This window comes from Paraconexibacter algicola, assembly GCF_003044185.1.
In the GTDB taxonomy this organism is placed as follows: Bacteria; Actinomycetota; Thermoleophilia; order Solirubrobacterales; family Solirubrobacteraceae; genus Paraconexibacter; species Paraconexibacter algicola.
The window spans coordinates 2,873,538-2,895,717 of the sequence record NZ_PYYB01000001.1 but is presented as its reverse complement, the minus strand read 5'-3'; the positions used below and the strand labels follow the sequence as shown (position 1 = coordinate 2,895,717).

22 protein-coding genes are annotated in these 22,180 nt (G+C 74.6%); 10 read left to right on the top strand and 12 right to left on the bottom strand.

What is annotated here, in order from left to right; genetic code table 11:
- Positions 1-37: 37 nt before the first annotated feature.
- Positions 38-1,849 (top strand): ABC-F family ATP-binding cassette domain-containing protein, encoded by a 1,812-nt coding sequence (locus C7Y72_RS13630; protein WP_107569390.1) that lies wholly within the window; start codon positions 38-40, stop codon positions 1,847-1,849.
- Here the strand turns inward: C7Y72_RS13630 and C7Y72_RS22830 are convergent.
- The 3 genes from C7Y72_RS22830 to ilvE form a co-directional block, all read right to left on the bottom strand.
- Complete coding sequence (locus C7Y72_RS22830; protein WP_146175374.1) at positions 1,776-2,090, bottom strand: hypothetical protein; 315 nt, start codon at positions 2,088-2,090, stop codon at positions 1,776-1,778. The genes C7Y72_RS13630 and C7Y72_RS22830 overlap by 74 nt on opposite strands.
- Complete coding sequence (locus C7Y72_RS13625; RefSeq protein ID WP_107569388.1) at positions 2,090-3,043, bottom strand: RNA polymerase subunit sigma-70; 954 nt, start codon at positions 3,041-3,043, stop codon at positions 2,090-2,092. Before C7Y72_RS13625 ends, C7Y72_RS22830 begins: the two co-directional genes overlap by 1 nt.
- 67 nt (positions 3,044-3,110) lie before the next feature.
- Complete coding sequence (gene ilvE / locus C7Y72_RS13620) at positions 3,111-3,992, bottom strand: branched-chain-amino-acid transaminase (RefSeq protein WP_107569386.1); 882 nt, start codon at positions 3,990-3,992, stop codon at positions 3,111-3,113.
- On the opposite strand from ilvE, the gene C7Y72_RS13615 reads away from it, so the two are divergent.
- The gene (locus tag C7Y72_RS13615; RefSeq protein ID WP_107569384.1) at positions 3,991-4,686 is read left to right on the top strand and encodes a TetR/AcrR family transcriptional regulator; all 696 of its coding nucleotides are present in this window, start codon (positions 3,991-3,993) and stop codon (positions 4,684-4,686) included. The genes ilvE and C7Y72_RS13615 overlap by 2 nt on opposite strands.
- Before the next feature lie 45 nt (positions 4,687-4,731).
- On the opposite strand, the gene ppk1 is transcribed toward C7Y72_RS13615, so the two are convergent.
- From ppk1 to C7Y72_RS13595, 4 genes are read right to left on the bottom strand one after another with little or no spacing between them, the layout of a single operon-like run.
- On the bottom strand, positions 4,732-6,897 hold the full coding sequence (gene ppk1, locus C7Y72_RS13610; protein WP_107569382.1) for a polyphosphate kinase 1: 2,166 nt from the start codon (positions 6,895-6,897) through the stop codon (positions 4,732-4,734).
- Between the two features lies 1 nt (position 6,898).
- Positions 6,899-7,513, bottom strand: a complete 615-nt coding sequence (locus C7Y72_RS13605; RefSeq protein WP_107569380.1) for a CHAD domain-containing protein — start codon at positions 7,511-7,513, stop codon at positions 6,899-6,901.
- Positions 7,510-8,430, bottom strand: a complete 921-nt coding sequence (locus tag C7Y72_RS13600; RefSeq protein ID WP_107569378.1) for a CHAD domain-containing protein — start codon at positions 8,428-8,430, stop codon at positions 7,510-7,512. Before C7Y72_RS13600 ends, C7Y72_RS13605 begins: the two co-directional genes overlap by 4 nt.
- Positions 8,431-8,439: 9 nt before the next feature.
- Positions 8,440-9,360 (bottom strand): Ppx/GppA phosphatase family protein, encoded by a 921-nt coding sequence (locus tag C7Y72_RS13595; RefSeq protein WP_158276847.1) that lies wholly within the window; start codon positions 9,358-9,360, stop codon positions 8,440-8,442.
- Between the two features lie 22 nt (positions 9,361-9,382).
- Here C7Y72_RS13595 and C7Y72_RS13590 point away from each other — a divergent pair, with 22 nt between their 5' ends.
- Positions 9,383-10,276 carry an ABC transporter ATP-binding protein gene (locus C7Y72_RS13590; RefSeq protein WP_107569374.1) on the top strand — a complete coding sequence of 298 codons (894 nt, stop codon included), beginning with the start codon at positions 9,383-9,385 and terminating at the stop codon, positions 10,274-10,276.
- On the top strand, positions 10,269-11,018 hold the full coding sequence (locus C7Y72_RS13585; protein WP_107569372.1) for an ABC transporter permease: 750 nt from the start codon (positions 10,269-10,271) through the stop codon (positions 11,016-11,018). Before C7Y72_RS13590 ends, C7Y72_RS13585 begins: the two co-directional genes overlap by 8 nt.
- 39 nt (positions 11,019-11,057) lie before the next feature.
- Here C7Y72_RS13585 and C7Y72_RS13580 read toward each other — a convergent pair whose 3' ends face one another.
- Both C7Y72_RS13580 and C7Y72_RS13575 read right to left on the bottom strand, forming a co-directional pair.
- Positions 11,058-11,603, bottom strand: coding sequence for a hypothetical protein (locus C7Y72_RS13580; RefSeq protein WP_107569370.1), 546 nt, complete (start codon positions 11,601-11,603; stop codon positions 11,058-11,060).
- Positions 11,604-11,641: 38 nt separating this feature from the next.
- Positions 11,642-12,235 carry a GNAT family N-acetyltransferase gene (locus C7Y72_RS13575; RefSeq protein WP_107569368.1) on the bottom strand — a complete coding sequence of 198 codons (594 nt, stop codon included), beginning with the start codon at positions 12,233-12,235 and terminating at the stop codon, positions 11,642-11,644.
- A 24-nt stretch (positions 12,236-12,259) separates the two neighbouring features.
- Here C7Y72_RS13575 and C7Y72_RS13570 point away from each other — a divergent pair, with 24 nt between their 5' ends.
- Genes C7Y72_RS13570 through C7Y72_RS13555 form a run of 4 tightly spaced genes read left to right on the top strand, consistent with a single transcriptional unit; the run spans position 12,260 to position 16,283 of the window.
- Positions 12,260-12,988, top strand: a complete 729-nt coding sequence (locus tag C7Y72_RS13570) for a metallophosphoesterase family protein (RefSeq protein WP_146175373.1) — start codon at positions 12,260-12,262, stop codon at positions 12,986-12,988.
- A gap of 31 nt (positions 12,989-13,019) precedes the next feature.
- Positions 13,020-13,652: a hypothetical protein gene (locus C7Y72_RS13565; protein WP_107569364.1), complete on the top strand. Its 633-nt coding sequence runs from the start codon at positions 13,020-13,022 to the stop codon at positions 13,650-13,652.
- 36 nt (positions 13,653-13,688) lie between these two features.
- A complete protein-coding gene (locus C7Y72_RS13560; protein ID WP_107569362.1) occupies positions 13,689-14,732 on the top strand; it encodes a PQQ-dependent sugar dehydrogenase in 1,044 nt (347 codons plus the stop codon).
- A complete protein-coding gene (locus C7Y72_RS13555; protein ID WP_107569360.1) occupies positions 14,733-16,283 on the top strand; it encodes an adenylate/guanylate cyclase domain-containing protein in 1,551 nt (516 codons plus the stop codon).
- On the opposite strand, the gene C7Y72_RS13550 is transcribed toward C7Y72_RS13555, so the two are convergent.
- A complete protein-coding gene (locus C7Y72_RS13550; RefSeq protein ID WP_107569358.1) occupies positions 16,270-18,030 on the bottom strand; it encodes a putative bifunctional diguanylate cyclase/phosphodiesterase in 1,761 nt (586 codons plus the stop codon). The two genes, C7Y72_RS13555 and C7Y72_RS13550, sit on opposite strands and share 14 nt — an antisense overlap.
- Positions 18,027-19,133, bottom strand: coding sequence for a sensor histidine kinase (locus tag C7Y72_RS13545; protein ID WP_158276846.1), 1,107 nt, complete (start codon positions 19,131-19,133; stop codon positions 18,027-18,029). Before C7Y72_RS13545 ends, C7Y72_RS13550 begins: the two co-directional genes overlap by 4 nt.
- Before the next feature lie 57 nt (positions 19,134-19,190).
- Between C7Y72_RS13545 and C7Y72_RS13540 the strand changes: the two genes are divergently transcribed.
- Positions 19,191-19,742: a hypothetical protein gene (locus C7Y72_RS13540; protein ID WP_107569354.1), complete on the top strand. Its 552-nt coding sequence runs from the start codon at positions 19,191-19,193 to the stop codon at positions 19,740-19,742.
- 42 nt (positions 19,743-19,784) lie between these two features.
- On the opposite strand, the gene C7Y72_RS13535 is transcribed toward C7Y72_RS13540, so the two are convergent.
- Positions 19,785-20,897 (bottom strand): alcohol dehydrogenase catalytic domain-containing protein, encoded by a 1,113-nt coding sequence (locus C7Y72_RS13535; RefSeq protein WP_107569352.1) that lies wholly within the window; start codon positions 20,895-20,897, stop codon positions 19,785-19,787.
- Positions 20,898-20,958: 61 nt separating this feature from the next.
- Here C7Y72_RS13535 and C7Y72_RS13530 point away from each other — a divergent pair, with 61 nt between their 5' ends.
- Positions 20,959-22,140 carry a low temperature requirement protein A gene (locus tag C7Y72_RS13530; protein ID WP_199223937.1) on the top strand — a complete coding sequence of 394 codons (1,182 nt, stop codon included), beginning with the start codon at positions 20,959-20,961 and terminating at the stop codon, positions 22,138-22,140.
- Positions 22,141-22,180 lie beyond the last annotated feature (40 nt).

The following is a 22,180-nucleotide window of genomic DNA, read 5'->3' as shown; positions in this document are numbered from 1 at the left end:
GCGGCCGGTGGCGCCGGACCGGCAAGATGCAGCGGGCATGCCGCCGCCCGCCCGCAACCTCGTCAACCTCAAGGACGTCCGCAAGGGCTACGGCTCGCGGACCGTGCTCGACGGCGTCACGCTCGGCGTCGCCGAGGGCGAGCGGATCGGGATCGTCGGGCGCAACGGCGACGGCAAGTCGACGCTGCTGAAGCTGCTCGCCGGGATCGAGGAGCCGGACGCCGGCCAGCTCACCCGCACCGGCGGGGTCAGCACGAGCGTGATCGCCCAGGCCGACGAGCTCGACGGCACCAAGACGATCCGCGAGGAGCTCGTCGGCGGCCGCGCCGACCACGAGTGGATGGGCGACGCCCGCTTCCGCGACGTGCTCGACGGCCTGCTCGGCGGCGTCGCGATCACCCGGTTCCCGCAGGGCCTCGACACGGTCATCGGCCCGCTCAGCGGCGGCGAGCGCCGGCGCATCGGCCTCGCGAAGCTGCTGCTCGACAGCCCCGACCTGCTGCTGCTCGACGAGCCGACGAACCACCTCGACGTCGAGGGCGTCGACTGGCTGGCCCGGCACCTCGCCTCCCGCCGCGGCACGCTCGTGGTGATCACCCACGACCGCTGGTTCCTCGACGCGGTCTGCACCGCCACCTGGGAGGTCTCCGACGGGGCCGTCCACCAGTACGAGGGCGGCTACGCCGCGTACGTGCTGGCCCGGGCCGAGCGCGACCGGCAGGCCGCCGCCCGCGAGGACCGTCGCCAGCAGCTCATGCGCAAGGAGCTCGCCTGGCTGCGCCGCGGCCCGCCCGCGCGGACGAGCAAGCCGAAGTTCCGCATCGAGGCCGCGAACGCCCTGATCGCCGACGAGCCCCCGGCCCGTGACGGCGTCGAGCTGCTGCGGTTCGCCTCGCAGCGGCTGGGCGACAAGGTCCTGGAGGCGGAGGACGTCTCGCTCGCGTACGGCGACCGCGTCCTGCTGCGCGGCGCGACCTGGCGGCTCGGGCCCGGCGACCGCGTCGCGCTCGTCGGCGTCAACGGCTCGGGCAAGACGACGCTCGTCAACCTGCTCAGCGGCGCCCTGGAGCCGACCGACGGGCAGGTGATCCGGGGCGCGACCGTCAAGCTCGCCCACCTCTCCCAGGACGCCGTCGAGCTGCCCGGTCATCTCCGCGTGATCGAGGCGCTCGAGGAGGTCCGGGGCCGCACGACGACCGCCGACGGCCAGGAGCTCACCGCCGGGAAGCTCGCCGAGCGGTTCGGCTTCAAGGGCGAGAAGGGCCGCACGCTCGTGCGCGACCTCAGCGGCGGCGAGCGTCGCCGCCTGCAGCTCATGCGCCTGCTGATGGACGAGCCCAACGTGCTGCTGCTGGACGAGCCGACGAACGACCTGGACATCGACACGCTCACGGCGCTCGAGGACCTGCTGGACCGCTGGCCCGGCACGCTCGTCGTGGTCAGCCACGACCGCTACTTCGTCGAGCGGGTCACCGACGACGTCTACGCGCTCGGCACCAACGGCCGCGTCCGTCACCTGCCGGGCGGCATCGACCAGTACGTCGAGCAGCGCCGCCTCGCGGCGGAGGGCGCGAAGGACGTGGCCTCCGCCGCCCGGGCCGGCGCTCCCGCGCAGAAGCCCGGCCTCTCCGGCGGCGAGGCGCGCACGGCGCGCAAGGAGGTCGCCCGGCTCGAGCGCGCGATCGAGAAGCTCGAGACCCGTGAGGCGCAGCTGCACGAGGACATGGCGCAGGCGGCGACGGACTTCGACCGCCTCCGCGGCCTGCAGGAGGAGCTCACCACCCTGACGGCGGAGAAGGAGGAGCTGGAGGCCTCCTGGATGGAGCTCTCCGAGCAGCTCGAGGGGTGATGACCCGCAGCCGCAGCAGCGGGTCGCGGCACACCCCGGCGTGCAGCGCGACGAACGGCAGCCCGCCGAGCCACAGCACCGCGCCGCGCCCGAACCGCCACCGCTCCCCGTCGCGTCCCTCGGCCACGAGCACGCCGCGGACGACGACCACGAGCCCGTCCTCCCAGTCGGCCGGGTCGTAGGGCAGCGGTCGCCCCGGGGGCAGCGACAGCTCGCGCACCGCGAACCGGTCGCGGGCCATCAGAGCGTCTCGGGCAGTCCGAACCAGGGGAAGACGGCGGGCACGAACGTGACGATCTCGGCGACGAGCCCGTCCTCGATGCGCAGCACGTCGATCGCCAGGGCCCGGTGCGCGTCGTCGCCCGGGCGGCGCACGTAGACGGCCACGGCAGGGCTGCCGTTGGCCCGGGTGACGCGGCAACGGACGTCGCCGAACTCTGCGGAGCCCCAGCCGCCCTGCTCCCAGCACGCCATCATCTGCCGGTTGCCGCGGACCAGCATCGGCTCGGGCGGCATCGACCAGGCGCCGTCCTCGCGGATGAGCGCCACGAGCCCCTCGGTGTCGTGCTCCTCGCTGACGCGGACGTACCGCGCGACGAGCGCGCGCTCGGCCTCGTCGGCCTCCGCGGACCACTCCTCGCGCCGCTCCGGAAGCCGCTCCTGGAGCATGGTCCGTGCGCGCTGCAGGGCGCTGTTCGCCGCCGCGACCGTGATGTCGAGCAGCGCGGCGGTGTCCTTGGCGGACCAGCCGAGCACGTCGCGCAGGATCAGCACGGCGCGCGAGCGCGGCGGCAGGTGCTGCACGGCGACGAGGTAGGCGAGCTCGACGGTCTCCTTGGCGAAGACGACCGCCTCGGGCTCGCCGGCCGCGTCCGCCGCGGCACGCTCGAGCAGCTCGTCGGGGTAGGGCTGCAGCCAGGTGATCTCGGCGGTGCCCTCCGGTCCCGGGGTGCGCTGCCGCCTGGCGAGCGCGTCGAGGCAGACGTTCGTGGCGATGCGGTAGAGCCACGGGCGCAGCGCGTCGACGGGCGTGCCGTCCGGTGCCTCGAGGCGCCGCCAGGCGCGCAGGAACGCCTCCTGGGTGAGGTCCTGCGCGTCCTCGTAGGACCCGGTCATGCGGTAGCAGTGGACGTGGATCTCGCGGCGGTGGCGCTCCAGCCGCGCGGCGAGGTCCGGCTCGGTGGTGGTGGTCATGCCCGTGTGACCGGGACGGCGGCCGGAACTCATCGCGCGGCGAGCATCGCACGCCACGCCGGCCCGGTCAGCCGGCGCGCACGGAGGCGGCGAAGAGCTCCTGCGCGCGCCGGGTCAGCGGGCCGGGCGCGGCGGGGAACGGGCGGCCGTCGACGCTGCGGATCGCGACGACCTCCGCACCGGTGCCGGTCATGAACGCCTCGTCGGCGGTCCAGACGTCGGCGAGCACGAGCGAGGCCTCGATCACCGGGACGCCGGCGGCGTCGAGCAGGCCGACGACGTGGTCGCGGGTGATGCCGCGCAGCGCGCCGTCGGTGGCGGGCGGGGTGCGCGCGACGCCGTCGTGCACGACGAAGAGGTTGTCGGCGGTGCACTCGGCGACGCGGCCCTCGGCGTCGAGCAGCAGCGCCTCGTGCGCGCCCTGCCGGCGGGCCTCGATCGAGGCGAGCACGTTGGTGAGGTAGTTCAGCGACTTGACCTGCGGAGGGAGCGCGTCGGAGGCCGCGCGCCGCAGCGAGCTCGTCACGACGTCCACCCCCTGCTCCAGCGCCTGCGCCGGGTAGAGCGCCAGCGGCGCGCCGATCAGGATCAGCGACGGACGCTCGCACGAGGCGGGCGAGACGCCGAGGGCGCCCATCCCGCGGGTGACGACCAGGCGGATGTAGCCGTCCTGCAGTCCGGTGCGCCGGGCGGTCTCGCGGCAGAGCGCGCCCAGCTCCTCGTCGCTCCAGGGGACGTCGAGGACCAGCGCCCGGGCGCTCGCGCGCAGCCGACGGAGGTGCGCGTCGAGCGCGAACGGCTCCGGCCCGTAGAAGCGGATGCCCTCGAAGACGCCGTCGCCGTAGAGGAGCCCGTGGTCCAGGACCCCGATCGTCGCGTCGCGCGCGTCGTCGAACCAGACGCCGTCGACGTGGGCGACCGACCGGCCGGTGTGCGATGCTCGGGACATGGCCGCGCAACTTACTGATCAATCAGGAAGTACGCAATCCGGTCCGCGGCGGCGCCGTGACGCCGACGCGAGCCGCGAGGCGATCCTCGACGCGGCCCGCGACGCGTTCGCTCGCGACGGCTACGACGGTGCCGCGATGGGACGGATCGCCGCCGACGCCGGCGTGTCGTCGGCCCTGCCCGCCTACTTCTTCGGGGACAAGGACGGGCTCTACGAGGCCGTCGTCGGCCGCGAGCTCGACGCGCGCGAGGCGGCGCTGCGCCCGGTCGCCGACCGCGTGCGGGCGCTCGTCGCCGACGCCCGCCGGCCGCTGGACGACGCCACCCTGCGCCGCGCGCTGGCGGCGATCGTCGGCGGGTACGTCGGCTTCCTGGCCGAGCGGCCCGCGTTCGTCCGGCTGATGGCCTGGGAGGCGCTCAACGAGGGGCGGCGGATCGGTCCCGCGCGTCCTCCCCACTCCACCGCGGTGCAGGACGCGCTCGACGTCGTCCTCGACGGGCTCGCGGTGCCCTGGCCGCCCGCCGCGCGACGCCAGCTGCTCGTCACCACGGTCGGGCTGTGCTTCTTCCCCGACGCGCACGCCGACACGATGCTCGCTGGGCTCGGCATCGACGCGACCGCGCCGCGCTGGCGCGCCGCGCGCGTGCGGCACGTGGTCGACGTCCTCGCGGCGGCGCTGCGCGACCGCCCCTGACGCGGCGCGGCGCGGCGCCGCGCCGCGCCGCGCCGCGCCGGGAGGCTAGGCCGCCGGGCCCTCGGCGGCGCGGGCCTGGTGGCCGAGCATCAGCTCGCGGTGCACCGAGCGCGGCTCGGGGCCCGGGGTGCGGCGCGTCCACGTGCCGTCGGCGTCGAGGTCCCAGGCGTTGCTGTCGTCGGCGAAGCAGCGCTCGAGCGTGTCGGCGAGGTCGTCGCGCAGCACCGGATCGTCGACCGGTGCGACGAGCTCGACGCGCGTGTCGAGGTTGCGCGGCATGAGGTCGGCGGAGCCGATGTAGATCCGCAGCTCCCCCGCGCGTTCGAAGCCGAAGATCCGCGAGTGCTCGAGGAAGCGGCCGACGACCGAGGTCACGTGGACGTTCTCCGACACGCCGGGGATGCCGGGCACCAGGCAGCAGATGCCGCGGATGTTCAGGTCGACCCGCACCCCCGCCTGGGAGGCCCGGTAGAGCGCCCGGATGCACTTCTTGTCGACCAGCGAGTTCATCTTCATGACGATCCGCGCGGGCGCGTCGTCGTGGTGCGCGGCGATCGTCGCGTCGATCTCCTCGATGATCCCGTCGCGCAGGTGGTTGGGCGCGACCAGCACCCGGCGCGACGCGCGCGGCCGCGCGTAGCCGGTGAGGAAGTTGAACATGTCCGCGACGTCGCCGGCGATCTGCTCGTCGCAGGTGAAGAGGCCGAAGTCGGTGTAGAGCCGCGCGGTCGACGAGTGGTAGTTGCCGGTCCCGACGTGGACGTAGTGGCGCACGCCGTCGCCCTCGCGCCGCACGACGAGCACGCACTTCGCGTGCGTCTTCAGCGACGGGTGGCCGTAGACGACGTGGACGCCCGCCTCCTCGAGCTCGCGCGCCCAGGCGATGTTCGCGCGCTCGTCGAAGCGCGCCTTCAGCTCCACGAGGCAGACCGCCTGCTTGCCGCGCTCGGTCGCGCGGATCAGCGCGGGCACCAGCGGCGAGTCGTCGGAGGTCCGGTACACGGTCTGCTTGATCGCGAGGACGTCCGGGTCGCTGACCGCCTGCTCGACGAATCGCTCGACCGACGAGCTGAACGAGTCGTAGGGGTGGTGGACGAGGATGTCGCCCTGGCGCATCGCGGCGAACAGGTCCGCGCGGTGGCCGTCCTCCCCTTGCAGCCGCGGCTGGGTGACCGGGGACCAGGGGGTGTCGCGCAGCTCGGGGAAGCCGCCGAGCTTCACGATCTGCCAGAGGTCCCCGAGGTCGAGCAGGCCGTCCTGGACGTAGACCTGCCGCTGCTCGACGCCGAGCGCCTCGACGAGCTGCTCGCGCAGACCGTCGCTCATGGCGCTGTCGATCTCGACGCGCACGACCTCGCCGAAGCGGCGGCGGCGCAGCTCGGCCTCGACCGCCCGCAGGAGGTCGTCGGCCTCGTCGGAGACCTGGAAGTCGGCGTCGCGGGTGACGCGGAAGACGCCGTGGTCGACGATCTCCATGCCGGGGAACAGCGCGTCGAGGTGCGCGGCGATGACCTGCTCGAGCGGCACGAAGACGTGCTCGGCGACCTCGACGAACCGCGGCAGCATCTCCTTGGGCACCTTCACGCGCGCGAAGGTCGAGACGCCGCTGACCGGGTCGCGCACGAGCACGGCGAGGCTGAGCGACAGGTTGGAGATGTACGGGAACGGCCGCCCGAGCCCGACGGCCAGCGGCGTGAGCACGGGGAAGATCTGGCGGCGGTAGCGCTCGGCGAGATCGCGCCGGTCGTGCTCGTCGACGTCCGCGTGGTCGACGATCCGGATGCCGTGCTGCTCGAGCGCCGGGCGCAGGTCGCGCTCGACGCAGCGGGTCTGGCGCTCGCACAGCTCGACGACGCGCTTGCGGATCGCGTCGACGGTCTCGGACGGCGTCAGGCCGTCCGGCCCGCGGTCGACGAGCCCGGCGTCGATCTGGTCGTGCAGGCCGGCGACGCGCACCATCACGTACTCGTCGAGGTTCGAGCTGAAGATCGCGACGAACTTCACGCGCTCCAGCAGCGGCTGGCGCTCGTCCTCGGCGAGCTGGAGCACCCGGTTGTTGAACTCCAGCCAGGACAGCTCGCGGTTGAAGTACAGCGCGGGCGCGTCGAGGTCGGACGGGACCGCCGGCGCGACGGCCTGCTCGACGGCCGTGGTGTCGACGGCGCGGATCGGCTCCTGGACGGCCTCGGGGGTGCTGGGCGGCTCGTTCATGTCACCCGGACGGTAGGTGCGGCTCCTCCCGCGCCACGTTGCCATCCTGTGAAGACGGTGTGATCGTCGCGGGTCGCTCGCCGAGCGCGAACTCCAGCCGCGGGCGGAACCCCTCGCGCTGCAGCTCGAGCCAGGTGCGCAGGAAGCCCTCGAACAGCAGCTCGCGCCGGGCCTGCAGGTAGGAGCGCATCGCCTCGAGACCCTGGTAGGCCTCGGCGTGCGGGGTCGCGGCGGCGAGCGCGGGCTCGATGTCGTCCTGCCCGGCGGCGCGGGCGCGGATCGCGGCGACGTCGGCGCGGCGTGCCTCGTCCAGCAGCTCCTCGACGCGGGGGATCGTCACGTCGCAGTCGTGGATCTCGCCGATGACGGACTGCAGCTGCTTGGCGCGCTTGGCCGCGTCGGCGGCGTAGGGCCCGAAGTTCCCGTGGTGCAGCTCGAGGATGTACCGCAGGCGCTTGGCCGCGATGCGCATGTCGTGCAGCGCCTCGACCTCCTCGGGGTCCTCGGCGCGGGGCATGAACGCGCAGAGCTCGTCGAGGCGGGTGAGGACGATCCGCGCGACGTTGTCGGCGAGCGTGCCGTCGGGGTCGAGCCCCGCGACCTTGCGGGCCTTCATCGGGACCTCCGCAGGACGCGCAGCAGCCCGGTCCGCGTCGGCGCGGGCGCGAGGTCGGTGCCCGTGGCCGGGTCGGCGTCCGGCCGCGCCGGCGCGGGCCGGGGCGGGCGCGGCGGTCGGGGAGGCCGCTCCCCGAGCGGGGTGGCGGCGGGACCGGCCGCGGGCTGCGCCGGCAGGTCCCAGAGCGCCGGCCGCCCCTCCCACGGGCCGGTGGCCGGGGCGTCCGGCACCTCCGCGGAGACGTCCGTGGGCTCGGCCGCCGGGACGTCCGGCACCTCCGCGGAGGCGTCTGCGGGCTCGGCCGCCGGGACGTCCGGCACCTCCGCGGAGGCGTCTGCAGGGCCGGCGACCGGGACGCCCGGCACCTCCGCGGAGACGTCCACGGACTCGGCGGCAGGCGACTCGGGCGCCTCCGCGGAGACGTCCTCCACCGCAGGCTCCGGGGTCGTAGCGCTGTCGGCGAGCTCCTGCAGGCGGGCGGGCAGGTCGCTGTGGCGCATCCGCGCGAGCGCGTCGGCGAGCACGCGGTTGCCCTCCTCCTGCTCGGCGCGCAGGCGGTCGGCGAACAGCGCGATCCCGGCCTGCTCGCCCGCGCCGAGCGCGGCGGCGAACTCCTCGATCGACGCGAGCTGCACGTCCGGGTCGCGGCGCGCGCCGAGGGCGTCGGCCAGGTCCTTGACCTCGCGCAGCACGGGCTTGAACAGCTCGGGCGGGAAGCAGGCCCGGTGGATCTCCAGCACGGCACGCAGGCGACGGCTGGCGACGCGCATGGCGTGGACGCGCTGGATCGAGCTCGTGTCGAGGACGCCCTCGCTGTGGTCGATCAGCTCCTGCGCACGGACGCGGACGGTGCGCGCGGCCGCGTCGCCGAAGCGCATGTCCGGGGAGAGGCCCTTGATCGGTCGTGCCTTGGCCACGAGCCCAGGTTACCCGGCGGCCGACCACCCGCCACGTTCCAGCTCCTCGAGCACGACGCCCTCGCGCAGACCGCCGCGACCGACCTCCAGCGGGCGCCCGCCGAGCGCCCCGGAGGCGGCGCCGAGCAGCACGAGCCCCGCGGGCAGCATCCGCACGCGGTCGGGGTGCAGCGCGAACCGCTCGACGACCGCGTCGACGGGCAGCTCGAGCAGCACGTCGAGGGCGCGGTCGAGCCCCGCGGGGGACAGCGTCTCGCCCGCGAGCAGCCGCAGCGACGTGGCGCTGCCGCCGACCGCGACCGCGCGCGTCACGGCGGGCGGCGTGATCCCGTCGAAGCCCTGCAGGGCGGCGGCGCGCGCCGCGGCGACCGACGCGGGGTCGGGGACCCCGTCGGGCTCGGGGCGCTCGATCGGCAGGACGCTCGATCCCAGCGGCACCGACACCACCCAGTCGACCGTGCCGCCCGGGGTGCCGACGACGATCTCCGTCGAGCCGCCCCCGACGTCGACGACCGCGACCGGGCCCTCCGCGTCGAGCACCACCGCGCCGGGGCACGACCCGGTCGCCCCGAGGAACGCCAGGCGCGCCTCGTCCTCCCCGCTGAGCACCTCGACCTCGACGCCGCTGCGCTCGCGGATCGCCGCGAGCAGCTCGTCGCGGTTCGGCGCGCGGCGGATCGCCGCGGTGGCCACCGCGCGCAGCCGCTCGGCGCCCGCGGCGGACGCGATCGCCTTCTGCGAGGCGACCGTCAGCGCGACCTCGTCGATCTTCTCGCGCGGGATCGTGCCGTCCTCCCGGCAGGCCGCGCCGATGCGCGTGAACGCGCGGACACCGTCGAGATCGCGCAGCGTCGAGCCGTCCGGCTCGGCCACGAGGAGCCGCGTGGTGTTGCTGCCGATGTCGATGCAGGCGCACCGCAAGGACCCCACCTTGACATGATGCGGGGCACTGATGCCGGCCAGCCCCTCGGCAGACATCGCGATCCTCGTCCGCGAACTCCGGCGCGCCTACGGTGCGCACGAGGCCGTCCGCGGCATCGACTTCGACGTCCACCGCGGCGAGGTCTTCGGCCTGCTCGGTCCCAACGGGGCCGGGAAGACCACGACGGTCGAGATCCTGGAGGGGTACCGCACGCGCACGAGCGGGATCGTCTCCGTGCTCGGCCACGACCCCGCGCAGCGGCCCCGCGAGCTGCGCTCCCGCGTCGGGATCGTCCTGCAGTCCACGGGCATGTACCGGCACATCGGGGTCCGCGAGGCGGTCGCGCACTTCGCCAAGCTCTACCCGCGGCCGCGCGACGTCGACGAGGTGCTGGCGCTCGCCGGCCTCGGCGACGTCGGCGAGCAGCGCGTCCGCACGCTCAGCGGCGGCAAGGCCCGGCGCCTGGACTTCGCGCTCGCGCTCGTCGGCGACCCGGAGCTGATCTTCCTCGACGAGCCGACCACGGGCTTCGACCCGGCCGCCCGTCGCGCCGCGTGGGACGTCGTGCGCTCGCTGCAGGACCTCGGCAAGACCGTGCTGCTGACCACGCACTACCTCGACGAGGCGCAGGCGCTGTGCGACCGCGTGGCGATCCTCAAGGAGGGCAGCATCGTCGCGCAGGGTCCGCCCGCGGCGCTCGGCGTCGGCTCCTCCCGCTACCGCGTCACCTGGCGGACGGAGGCGGGCGACCTCGAGACGCGCGAGACCGAGGACCCCACCGCCCTGCTGCACCAGCTCACGAGCGCGGCGCTCGCGCGCGACGAGCCGCTGCGCGAGCTGAGCGTCACCCGGCCGACGCTCGAGGACGTGTACCTGGAGCTGACCGCGGAGACCGCGGCGGAGGAGGTGGGCTCCGGTGGCTGACGCCGTGACGCTCGCCTGGCACCAGTACCGCCTCGAGCGCCGCATGTTCTGGCGCAACCCGTCGGCGGCGTTCTTCAACTTCGCGCTGCCGCTGCTGTTCCTGATGCTGTTCGGCGCGGTCTTCAGCGGCTCGCAGGAGAACCTCGACGTGATCGTGCCCGGCATCGCCGGCATGAGCGTCATGTCGACGACGTTCAGCGCGCTCGCGATGAACCTCACGTTCCTGCGCGAGCAGGGCGTGCTCAAGCGGATGCGCGGCACGCCGCTGCCGTCCGGCGCCTACCTCGCGGGCGTGTTCGCCAACGCGGTGACGAACGCCGTCGTGCAGGTGACGCTCGTCGTGCTCGCGGGCAAGGCGTTCTTCGGCGTCGACTGGCCGAAGGACTACCTCGAGCTCGCCGTGTTCGTGCTCGCCGGGGTCGTGACGCTCGCCGCGCTCGGCGTCGCGTGGTCGCACGTGATCCCGAACTTCGACGCCGCGCCCGCGTACGTGAACATCGTGTTCCTGCCGGTGATCTTCATCTCCGGCGTGTTCTTCGACGCGGAGAACGCCCCGACGTTCCTGCGGGACATCGCGCAGGCGCTGCCGCTGACGCACCTGATCGACGGGCTCTCCGGGGCGATGGTCGACGGATCCGGGCTCGGGGATCACCTCAGCGGTCTGGCCGTCGTGGCGATCTGGGGCGTGGCGGGCATCGCGCTCGCGATCCGCGGCTTCTCCTGGGAGTCCCACCGCCGCTGAGCGGGCCGGGTGGCCTGCGGCGCGCGTTCGCGCAGCTCGTCAGCTGACCGGGGCGGCGCTGGCGACCGGGTGGTCGACGAAGCCGTCGGCGAACAGCTCGATCGACCCGCACCGCGGGCACGCGTACTCGTGGTGCACGACGAGACCCGGGCGGGCCAGGCCGAGGTCCTCGAGCCGCCCGAACTGCTCGGGTCGCTGCACCGCCATGAGGTGTCGCCGTCCGCGGTACTCGCGTGGCTGCGCGCAGCGCGCGCAGGTGACGTCGAGCGTCGCGGCGAGCTGCTCGCGGGCGGCGCGGTGCTCGTCCTTGCGCTGCGCGGCTCCCGCGCTGATCGTGCGGGCGCGCTCGTGGATCGCGCGGGCCTCGGCGAGGTACGCGTCGGCCTCGGAGAGGTCCAGCCGGCGCTCGCGGCGACGACCGTCGAGGTCGACGGTCTCGAGCGTCGCGTGCGTGGCGGACAGCCGGTCGGCGTCCCCGTCGCCGCGCAGGCCGCCGCGCGCGACGCGCCAGCGCAGCACCGCGCTCGCGTCGCCGCCCGGCAGCGGTGCGGTGAGGTCGACCCGGGTCCCCGACGTGTCGCTCATCGCCGCCATCGTAGGGCGACGCCGGGACGGGTCGCCGCTCAGCCGGGGAGGAACGCGGGCGGCAGGTCGCCGTGCAGGTCGCACGGGACCTCGCGCAGCGGCGAGGTCTCCCAATCGGCGCGCAGCAGGCCGTAGAAGCGGACGTCCTTCTGCGTGTCGCCGTGGCGGTGCCAGGCGCGCAGCGTGCCCTCGAGCGTGAAGCCGACCTTCTCCAGGGCGCGCTGGGAGCGCTCGTGGCGCACGTCGGCGTACGCGCCGACGCGCGCGAGCCCGAAGCCGGCGAAGGCGAGCGCGAACACGAGCGCCTTGCTCTCCGCGTTCACGCCGCTGCCCCACCACGCGCGGCCGAACCACGTTCCGACCACGGCGCGCCGGTCGCGCAGGCTCCACTCCGACAGGCCGGTGACGCCGATCGGTCCGGCCTCGCGGTGCACCACGAGGAGGTCGAGCTGCTCGCCCGCGTCCTGCCGGGCGCGGGCGCGGCGCACGTAGGCGGCGGGCTCGTCGGCGGAGCGGTACGGGCCCCAGCTGAACCAGCGGGTGACCTCGGGGTCGCTGCCCAGCTCCAGCAGCGCCGGGACGTCCTCGGCGGTCGGAGGACGGAGCGTGAGTGTCGGGCCGCGCACCTCCACCAGCCCGATGGTATTCGTGTGGGCATGACCGCGCCGCTGGCCCTGCTCTACGACCTGCACGGCAACCTGCCCGCGCTGGAGGCGGTGCTCGCCGACGCGAGCGCGCAGGGCGCGGGCTCCTACCTGCTGGGCGGCGACTACGCCGCCTTCGGTGCCTGGCCGGTCGAGACGGTCGCCCGGCTCGACGCGCTGCCCGCCGACGCGACGACGTGGATCCGCGGCAACTGGGACCGCTGGCTCGCCGACGAGCTGGCCGGGACCCCGAGCCGCGACCGGCCGGACAACGAGCTCGTCGGCGGGGCCGCCGCGCACGCGCTCGCCGCGCTGCCCGCGGAGGTCGTGCGGCGGCTCGGCGCGCTCGACGCGCAGGTCGCGCTGCCCGACCCGCCGGACGGGACGGCCACGCGCGCGGTGCACGGCAGCGCCGGGTCGGACATGACGTCGTTCCTGCCGACGCACACCGACCACGACGCCCAGAACGCGGCGGGCGTGCAGGAGCCGCGCCTGGTGTTCGGGCACACGCACCTGCAGTTCGAGCGGCCCGGACCGGGCGGCCTGGTGCTGCTGAACCCGGGCAGCGTCGGCATGCCACTGGACGGCGACGTGCGCGCGGCCTACGCGCTCGTGCACCCGGACGGGGTCGAGCTGCGCCGCGTTCCCTACGACCACGAGGCCAGCGCGCAGGCGCTCGACGCCGTCGGGTCGCCGTGGGCGCGCGAGATCGCCGACCGGCTGCGCAAGGGCCACGCCTGAGCGGGCCCGCGCCCGGGCCCGTACCCCGGGCATGGAGACCGTTCGCGCCACCGCCTTCGAGGTCGTCGACGAGGAGGGCCGGGTCCGCGCCCGGCTGGGCACCGCGCCCGACGGCGCGCTGTCCCTCGACCTCGCCGACGAGCAGGGACTGGTGCGCGCCACGCTGACGGTCGAGCCGAACGGGTCGAGCGCCCTGAAGCTCGCCGACGGGGCCGGCACGTTCCGGGTCGCGGTCGGGTCCTGGCTGGACGGCTCCAGCGGCCTGGACGTCTTCGACGAGGCCCGCAACCACCGCGTGAGCGTCGGCCACGCCCCGGGCCGTCCGGCGGGCGCGATGGTCTGGGACGCCGCCGGGCACCTGCGCGCCGCGCTCGCCCAGGGTCCCGAGCCCGAGCGGGAGGCGAGCGTCGAGTTCTGGGACCGCGACGGCAGCTACCGCGCCGGCCTCGGCGTCTGGCCGGACGGGGCGACGGGCATCGAGCTGCTGGACGGCGACGGGACGCTGCGCACCCGCGTCGGGCAGCGCGCGGAGGGCCCGGCGACGCTCGAGCTGTACGGGGACGACGGCGCCTACAAGGCGGCGATGGGCGAGTACCCGGACGGCGCCGGCCGGCTGAACCTGTGGGACGCGGACGGCCGGCCGATCAGCGGCCGCGTCGCCTGAGCGGAGCGGCGCCGCCCGGTCGAGTACGGTCGCGGCGTGCGCCGCATCGCCACCCTCGGCCTGCTCCTGCTCGCCGCCCTCGCCGTCCCGGCCGCCGCCCAGGCGGGCCGGACGACGGTCGCGAAGGTCCCCTCCCCCACGAACCTCGCGTTCGACGGGCAGGGCCGGCTGTGGGCGACCTCCGGGGTCGGGGCCGCCGCCCCGGACGACGGGGTCTGGCTGGCGGCGGGTCCCGGGGTCAGCGCGCCCCGCCACGTCGTCAAGCGGCTGCCGGTCGCGCTCGGGCTCGTGTGGCTGCGCGGCAGCCTGTACGTCTCGTACGCGGCGAGCCGCCGGACCGGCCGGGTCGTGCGCTACTTCCGCTTCAACGGCCGCTCGTTCGACCGCAAGGAGGTCGTCGTGCGCAGCCTGCCGATCGGGCGTCACACGCTCGACTCGATGGCGGTCGGCCCGGACGGCCGGATCTACCTCGGGGTCGGCAGCGAGTTCGACGCGGAGCGCTCACGGCGCCGCTACAGCGGCTCGATCGTGTCGTTCGCCCCGGACGGCGGCGGCCTGCGCACGGAGGCGCGCGGGCTGCGCAACCCGTACGGGCTGGCGTTCATCCCCGGCACCGACCGGCTGCTGGTGACCGACAACGGCCGCGACGACCTCGGCCCCGACCGGCCGCCGGACGAGCTGAACCTCGTCGACACGGGCGCCCCGGTGCGCGACTACGGCTTCCCGGACTGCGCCGGCCAGGGCGGTCCGGCGTGCGCGGGCACGGTCGCGCCGCTGCTGGACCTCCCGACGCACTCCAGCGCCGTCGGGATCGCGGTGGCCCCCGACTGGGACGGCGGCGGCCTGACCGCGTTCGTCGCGCAGAACGGATCGACGATCCGCCCGCGCGACCCGACCGGCCGCGACGTGCTGCGCATCCGGCTCGCCGCGCGGTCCGACGGCGGCTACGACGCGGCGCCGGACCGGCTGGCGGGCCCGTTCGCGCTGCGCGACCCGCTCGGCGTGGCGCTGTCCCCGGCGGGTGACGCCCTGTTCGTGTCGATGTACCGCAGCGGCCGCATCGACCGGTACACGCCGTAGATGCTGCGCGAGCGGCTGGCGGTCCTGCGCGCGGTCCTCGCGGGCACGCCCGGGGAGACGCACGACGACGCGGTGCAGCGGATCACGACGCTGACGATCGTGGCGGCGTGCGTGACGTCGAGCCTCGTCGGCGTGGCGATCGTCGTGCTGCTGCTGACGCTCGTGCTGCCGCTCCCGGTCGACCCGTTCGCGTCGCAGACGGCGCTGCGGAACTTCGTGGCGATCGCGATCTACGTGCCGTTCGCGCTGCTGGTCGGGGTCCGGGTCGGTCGCCGGATCGGCGACGGGGCGACGGTCTGGATGCGCGAGGGCCGGGCGCCGACCGCGCGCGAGCGGCGCCGGGTCGTGGCGATGCCGATCCGGCTGTTCTCGATGCAGCTGGGCCTGTGGGCGCTCGCGGCGGTGATCTTCAGCGGCCTGAACCTGACGGTCGACGCGCTGTGGGCGTTCGAGGTCGGCATCACCGTGCTGCTCGCCGGGGTGGCGACCGCGGCGGTCGCGTCGCTGCTGGCGGTGCGGTTCGGCCGCTCGATCGTCGCGCGCGCGCTCGAGGACGCGGCCCCGCAGCGGTACCGGATCGTCCCGGGTGTCGCGGTGCGGTCGGTGTTCGGCTGGGCGCTGGGCAGCGCGGTGCCGATCACCGGGGCGCTGGTGCTGTGCGCGGTCGCGCTCGGGCAGGAGGACGTGGGGCGTGTCGAGCTCGCGCGGTCGGTGGTCGCGCTGAGCGCGATCTCGCTGGTGATCGGGCTGCTGGCGATCGTGCTGACCGCGCGCTCGATCGCGGATCCGCTGGCGCAGCTGCGCGACGCGCTCGGCCGGGTCGAGCAGGGCGACCTGGACGTCAGCGTGCCGGTGAACGACGCGAGCGAGGTCGGGTTCCTGCAGGCGGGCTTCAACCGGATGGTCGGCGGCCTGCGGGAGCGTGAGCGGGTGCGCGACCTGTTCGGCCGTCACGTCGGCCACGACGTGGCGCAGCGCGCGATGGAGGAGGGGGTGCGGCTCGGCGGCGAGGAACGTCAGGCCGCCGCGCTGTTCGTCGATCTCGTCGGCTCGACGGCGCTCGCCAGCGACCGCTCGCCGACGGAGGTCGTCACGATCCTCAACGCGTTCTTCGCCGTCGTCGTCGAGGTCACGCGCGCGCACGGCGGCCTGGTGAACAAGTTCGAGGGCGACGGGGCGCTGTGCGTGTTCGGGGCGCCGCTGGCCCACGACGACCCAGCGGGCGCGGCGCTCGGCGCGGCCCGGGAGATGCAGGATCGCCTCGTCGCCGAGGTCGACGGGGTGCGGGCGGCGATCGGCGTGTCCTACGGCACGGTGGTGGCGGGCAACGTCGGCGCGGCGGACCGCTTCGAGTACACGGTGATCGGCGATCCGGTGAACGAGGCGGCGCGACTGACCGAGCTGGCCAAGGAGCAGCCGCGGCTGATCGCCGCGAGCGAGCGGGCGCTGGAGGCGGCGGGTGCCGCCGACGAACGGGCGCTGTGGGCCCTCGGCGACGCGGTCGTGCTGCGCGGCCGCAGCGCCCCGACGCGGCTCGCTACCCCGGCGTGACGCCGAGCAGCTCGGCGAGCGCCTCGGGCGCCGCGGGCCGCGCGAAGAAGTAGCCCTGGGCGGTGTCGCAGCCCAGGCCGCGCAGCCGCTGGACCTGGCGGACGTCCTCGATCCCCTCGGCGACGGTCCGCAGTCCCAGCGCGTGGCTGAGCGAGACGATCGCGGCGACGATCGCCGCCTCCTGCTCGGAGGTCTCGATCCCGCGCACGAACGAGCGGTCGATCTTCACCGCGTCGAACGGGAAGCGCTGGAGCGCCCGCAGGGACGAGTAGCCGGTGCCGAAGTCGTCGATCGCGAGCGTCAGGCCGAGCGCCTTGAGCTGGTGCAGGACGCTGGCGGCGCGGTCGTGGTCGTCGGTGACCGCGGTCTCGGTGACCTCGAAGCACAGCGTCGCCGGGTCGACCCCGGTGCGCTCGATCGTCGCGGCGACGGTGGCGACGAGGTCCGGGTGGGCGATCTGGCGGGCCGAGAGGTTCACCGACACGGTGATCGGGGGGTGGCCGGGCCGCGCGGCGCTCCAGGCCGCCGACTGGCGGCAGGCCTCCTCGAGGACCCAGGCGCCGAGCGTCGTGATCAGCCCGGTCTCCTCGGCGCTGGTGATGAACTCCGCGGGCGAGACGAGGCCGCGCTCGGGGTGGTTCCAGCGCACGAGCGCCTCGACGCCGGTGATCGCGCCGGTGACCATGCGCACCTGCGGCTGGTAGTGCAGGACGAACTCGTCGTGCAGCAGGGCGCGGCGCAGGCTGTTCTCGGTCTCCAGCCGGCGCAGCGCGCGCTCGCGCATCCCGTCGTCGAAGACCTCGTAGACGCCGCCGCCGCGCTCCTTGGCCCGGTACATGGCGGCGTCCGCGTCCCGGACGACCGCGTCGGGGCCCCCGTCGCCGCGTCCGCCGGCGAGCGCGATGCCGACGCTGGTGCGGACGAACACCTCCTCGCCCCCGAGCTGGAAGGGCGCGTCGAGCGCGGCGGCGATCCGCTCGGCGATCGCGATCGCCTGGCGTTCGCCGTCGACCGCCTCGCACAGGACGGCGAACTCGTCGCCACCGAAGCGGGCGGCGGTGTCGCCGCCGCGCAGCGCGTCCTGGAGGCGCGCGGCGACGTCGACGAGCAGCCGGTCCCCGGCGCCGTGGCCGAGCGAGTCGTTGACGATCTTGAAGCGGTCGAGGTCGAGGAACAGGACCGCGACCTGGGCCTCGTGGCGGTCCATCCGCGAGAGCGCCTGGGCGAGCCGGTCGAGGAACAGCGCCCGGTTGGGCAGGCCGGTGAGCGCGTCGTGCAGCGCCTGGTGGGCGAGCTGCACCTCCGCGCGCTTGCGCTCGATCGCGTAGGTGATCGAGCGGGCGAGCAGCCGCGGGTCGACCTGGCCCTTGATGAGGTAGTCCTGGGCGCCCTCCTGGACGGCGCGGACCGCGAGCGTCTCGTCGGCGCGGCCGGACAGGACGATGATCGGCAGGTCGACGGCGACCGTGCGCAGCTGCGCGACGGCGTCCAGGCCGGTGGCGTCGGGCAGCGCGAGGTCGAGCAGGACGCAGTCGGCGCCGGCCTCGAGCAGGTGGGCGATCCCGTCGCGCAGCCGCCGCGTGTGGGTGAGCACGTAGCCGGTCTCCGCGGTCTCCCGGAGCATCTCGCGGACGAGCACGGCGTCGCCGGGGTTGTCCTCGATGACGAGGATCCGCAGCGCGGCGGCGCCGGGCCCGTGGTCGCGCGCGGGCCGCGGGCGGCCGTCGGTGCCGACGACGATGGTCATGCGCCGACCGCCTCGTCGCGGAGGGTGACGACGAAGGTCGTGCCCTCGCCGGGGACCGAGCGGGCGGTGATCGTGCCGCCGTGGCGCTCGCAGATCCGCCGGCAGATCGAGAGCCCGATGCCGGTGCCGTCGTACTCGTCGCGCGAGTGCAGGCGCGTGAACACCTGGAAGATCCGCTCGAGCTGCGTGGCGTCGATGCCGATGCCGTTGTCGCTGACCTCGAGGACGAGCGTGCCGCCGGTGCGGCGGGCGCCGAGGGTGACGTGCGGGGCGCGCTCGGCGGTGCGGAACTTCACGGCGTTGACGAGCAGGTTCTGCAGCAGCTGCCCGAGCATGGTGGCGTCGCCGACGACGGTGCCGAGCGGCGCGGCCTCGATCGTCGCGCCGGCCTCCCCGATCGTCTCCTCGAGGTCCTGGCAGACGGTCCGCAGCAGCGCGTCGAGGTCGACGGGCGCGTGGTCGGGGAGCGCGCCGCCGATGCGCGAGTAGCGCAGCAGGTCGTCGATCAGGGCGCGCATCCGGTGCGCCCCGTCGACGGCGAAGTGGATGAACTCGCGGCCGGTGTCGTCGAGCTGCTCGTCGTAGCGGCGACGGACGAGGTCGAGGTAGCTGGTGACCATGCGCAGCGGCTCGGAGAGGTCGTGTGAGGCGACGTAGGCGAACTCGCGCAGCTCGTCGTTGACCTGCTCGAGGTGGCGGGCGCGCCGGTCGTGCTCGCGGGCGAGCTGGCGCTGCTCGGTGACGTCGCGCCCGCGGATCGCGAGCAGGCCGTGGTCGGCGAGCAGCCGGCAGCTCCACTCCAGCTCGAGCCAGCGGCCGTCGGGGGCGAGGAAGCGGACGACCTGGCCGTGGACGTCGCCGCCCTGGAGGACCGTGCGGCGGGCCTCCTCGAACGCGAGCCGGTCGTCCTCGTGCAGCCGCTGCCGCAGGGCGTCGACGCCCATCCCGGGCTCGAAGTCGAGCAGCTCCGTCCACGCGCTGTTGGCGTCGACGACCTCGCCACCCGGGCGCAGGAGCGCGAGCAGCTCCCCGGAGAGGTCGGCAAGTGCGACCTGCTTCGCAGCTTCGTCGGGGTGGGGAACCGGGGCGGGGCGAGACGCCATCCCGACCTCCTTCGGCAGGAAGGGCGCCCGACTGAAGCCACATGGCACCATGGGAGCATGGACGACGCCCCCGGCCCCGACCCGCAGCGCGACGACGACGAGCCCGCGGTGCTCGTCGCGTCCGTCGGTCCGCTCGACCCGGTCGTCGCGCTCCTGCGCGAGTTCCTGCACCGCAGCGGCGCGATCCGCGCGATCGCGCTGATGGAGCACGGGGTCGGCGAGGGCCCGGCGCTCGTCGACGTCGGGCAGCTGCTCCCGATCGAGGTGGTCGTGGACGAGCAGGTCTTCCAGCTCCCGCACGCGATCGAGCTCGACGTCCCGGAGCCCGACGTGCCCGAGGTCCGTCAGCTCCCGCCGTTCGAGGTCAACCGGGAGACCGGGGAGATCGCCGCGATGATCGGCGGCGTCGAGCACTACGCCGAGGCGGTGATCGGCCTGACCCGCCGCATCGGCCCGCGCGACGCGGTGATCGCCACGTGGCGCACGAACGACCCGGACACCCCGATCTCGATCTCGGCCCGCGGCAACGACCCGCTGGTGATCACGCTCGGCGAGGACGACGAGTACGAGATGGAGCCGGGCTGGCCGCCGCCGGCGGCCGGGATCTAGCGCGGCGGGGCGCCCGCAGGGAGGCCCCGCCCACCGGACCGCTCAGGCGGTCCCCATCTCGATGACCGAGCGGATGCCGTCCTGGTGGTGCATCAGGTCGAAGCCCTTGTTGACCTCGTCGAGGGTGATGCGGTGCGACATGAACGCGTCGACGTCGATGTCGCCGTCGAGGTAGCGCTGCACGAGCTGCGGGACCTCGTCGCGGCCCTTGACGCCGCCGAACGAGGAGCCGGCGACGCGGCGGCCCTGGATGAGCCAGCGGGGGATGACGTCGAGCGTCTCGCCCTTGCCGGCGACCCCGGCCATGGTGGCGAGACCCCAGCCCATGCGGGCGGTCTCGACGGCCTGCTGCATGACCGTGACGAGCCCGGTCGCCTCGAAGGTGTAGTCGGCGCCCATGCCACCGGTCATCTCGAGGATCTTCTCGGTGGTGTGCTCGTCGGCGACGATCGTGTCGGTGGCGCCCTGCCCCTTGGCGAGCTCGAGCCGGTCGCTGGAGAGGTCCACGCAGACGATCCGCCCGGCGTTCTGCAGGCGACAGCCGGCGACCGCGCCGAGGCCGACCATGCCGGCGCCGAAGACGACGCAGGTGGAGCCCGCCTCGACCTTGGCGGTGTTCATCGCCGCGCCGAGCCCGGTCGACAGGCCGCAGGCGAACAGGCAGGCGCGGTCCAGCGGGGCCTCGGGGTTGATCTTCGCGAGCGCGATCTCGGGCATGACCGTGTACTCCGCGAAGGTCGACGTGCCCATGAAGTGCCGGATGGGCTCGCCGTCGCGGGACAGGCGCGTGGTCCCGTCGGGCAGGTAGCCGTTGTTCTGCTCGGCGCGGATCGCCATGCAGAGGTTCGTCTTGCCGGAGGTGCAGTGGTCGCACTCGCGGCACTGCGGCGCGAACAGGGTGACGACGTGATCACCGACCTTCAGCGAGCTGACGCCTTCCCCCACGCGCTCGACGACGCCGGCGCCCTCGTGCCCGAGCACGGTCGGCGCGTAGCCGGACGGGTCGACGCCGGAGGCGGTGTACATGTCGGTGTGGCACACGCCGCACGCGACGACGCGGACGAGCACCTCCCCGGCCTTCGGCTCGGCGAGGTCGACTTCCTGCACCACCAGGGGTGCGCCGAACTCCTCCAGGACAGCTGCTCGGATCTTCATGGGCGGAACCTACCGGGAGCCCGGGGCCGGGTCGCGCGGCTGCGCGTAGCATTGCGCGGCGATGGGGACCCGCACGCTGCCCGACGACGATCCGATGCTCGTGCCGCAGACGCACGACGAGGCCGAGCGGAAGGTCACGGCGCTCGAGCTGTTCTTCGACCTCGTGTTCGTCTTCGCGTTCACGCAGGTGACCGCCGCGATGGCGGCGAACCCGTCGGCGGAGGGGCTGGCGCGCGGCATGCTCGTGCTCGGCGCGGTCTGGTGGGCGTGGGTCGGCTACGCGTGGCTGACGAACGCCATCGACCCGGAGGAGGGCGTCACCCGGCTCGTGTTCTTCGCCGTGATGGCGTCGATGCTCGTGGTGTCGCTGGCGATCCCGGAGGCGTTCGACGACGACGCGGTCGTGTTCGCGGGCGCGTACGCGGTGGTGCGGTTCCTGCAGATCGGGCTGTACGCGCTGTCGGACGACGACGTGGACCTGCGGCACGCGGTCCAGCGGCTGGGGACGACCACGGCGATCTCGTGCGGGCTGCTGCTGGCCGCGGCGTTCACGGACGGCACGCTCCAGGGGGCGCTGTGGGCGCTGGCGCTGCTGATCGACTTCGGCGGCGGGCTGCTGAGCGGCACCGGGGGCTGGCGCGTGTCGGCGGGGCACTTCGCCGAGCGGCACGGCCTGATCGTGATCATCGCGCTGGGCGAGTCGATCGTCGCGCTGGGGGTCGGCGCCTCGGAGGAGGAGCTGACCGGGCCGGTCGTGCTCGCCGCGGTGCTGGGGACCGCGCTGACGGCGGCGCTGTGGTGGGTCTACTTCGACGTGGTGGCGCTGGTCGCCGAGCGGCACCTGCACGAGGCGACGGGGGCCGTGCGCAACGCGATGGCGCGCGACTCCTACAGCTACATCCATCTGCTGATGATCGCGGGGATCGTGCTCGTCGCCCTGGGCATCAAGAAGACGCTCGGCGAGGTCGACGAGCCGCTGAAGACGGTCCCGGCGGTGGCGCTGTGCGGCGGCGCGGCGCTGTATCTCGTCGGGCACGTGCTGTTCCGGCTGCGCAACGTGCGGACGGTCGCGTGGCGGCGGATCGCCGCGGCGGCGCTGTGCCTGGCGCTGATCCCGCTCGCCCGCGAGATCGACGCGCTCGTGACGCTGACCGCGATCACCGCGGTGTACGTCGTGATGATCGCCTACGAGGCGGTGCGCTACGCGGAGGCGCGCGACCGGATCCGGCACATGCCCGCGTAAACCTGACGCAGGCGTCACGTTCCTGCGCTAGGCTGCTGAC

Excerpts from the sequence above, each read along its gene's own strand:
- C7Y72_RS13630 (WP_107569390.1), top strand. The coding sequence starts at position 38 with ATGCCGCCGCCCGCCCGCAACCTCGTCAACCTCAAGGACGTCCGCAAG.
- C7Y72_RS13615 (WP_107569384.1), top strand. The coding sequence starts at position 3,991 with ATGGCCGCGCAACTTACTGATCAATCAGGAAGTACGCAATCCGGTCCG.
- C7Y72_RS13545 (WP_158276846.1), bottom strand. The coding sequence starts at position 19,133 with ATGGCGTCTCGCCCCGCCCCGGTTCCCCACCCCGACGAAGCTGCGAAG.
- C7Y72_RS13530 (WP_199223937.1), top strand. The coding sequence starts at position 20,959 with ATGGGGACCCGCACGCTGCCCGACGACGATCCGATGCTCGTGCCGCAG.
- C7Y72_RS13605 (WP_107569380.1), bottom strand. The coding sequence starts at position 7,513 with ATGAAGGCCCGCAAGGTCGCGGGGCTCGACCCCGACGGCACGCTCGCC.
- C7Y72_RS13540 (WP_107569354.1), top strand. The coding sequence starts at position 19,191 with ATGGACGACGCCCCCGGCCCCGACCCGCAGCGCGACGACGACGAGCCC.
- C7Y72_RS13535 (WP_107569352.1), bottom strand. The coding sequence starts at position 20,897 with ATGAAGATCCGAGCAGCTGTCCTGGAGGAGTTCGGCGCACCCCTGGTG.
- C7Y72_RS13565 (WP_107569364.1), top strand. The coding sequence starts at position 13,020 with ATGGAGACCGTTCGCGCCACCGCCTTCGAGGTCGTCGACGAGGAGGGC.
- C7Y72_RS13580 (WP_107569370.1), bottom strand. The coding sequence starts at position 11,603 with ATGAGCGACACGTCGGGGACCCGGGTCGACCTCACCGCACCGCTGCCG.
- C7Y72_RS13590 (WP_107569374.1), top strand. The coding sequence starts at position 9,383 with ATGCCGGCCAGCCCCTCGGCAGACATCGCGATCCTCGTCCGCGAACTC.
- C7Y72_RS13550 (WP_107569358.1), bottom strand. The coding sequence starts at position 18,030 with ATGACCATCGTCGTCGGCACCGACGGCCGCCCGCGGCCCGCGCGCGAC.
- ppk1 (WP_107569382.1), bottom strand. The coding sequence starts at position 6,897 with ATGAACGAGCCGCCCAGCACCCCCGAGGCCGTCCAGGAGCCGATCCGC.
- C7Y72_RS13570 (WP_146175373.1), top strand. The coding sequence starts at position 12,260 with ATGACCGCGCCGCTGGCCCTGCTCTACGACCTGCACGGCAACCTGCCC.
- C7Y72_RS13555 (WP_107569360.1), top strand. The coding sequence starts at position 14,733 with ATGCTGCGCGAGCGGCTGGCGGTCCTGCGCGCGGTCCTCGCGGGCACG.
- C7Y72_RS22830 (WP_146175374.1), bottom strand. The coding sequence starts at position 2,090 with ATGGCCCGCGACCGGTTCGCGGTGCGCGAGCTGTCGCTGCCCCCGGGG.
- C7Y72_RS13625 (WP_107569388.1), bottom strand. The coding sequence starts at position 3,043 with ATGACCACCACCACCGAGCCGGACCTCGCCGCGCGGCTGGAGCGCCAC.
- ilvE (WP_107569386.1), bottom strand. The coding sequence starts at position 3,992 with ATGTCCCGAGCATCGCACACCGGCCGGTCGGTCGCCCACGTCGACGGC.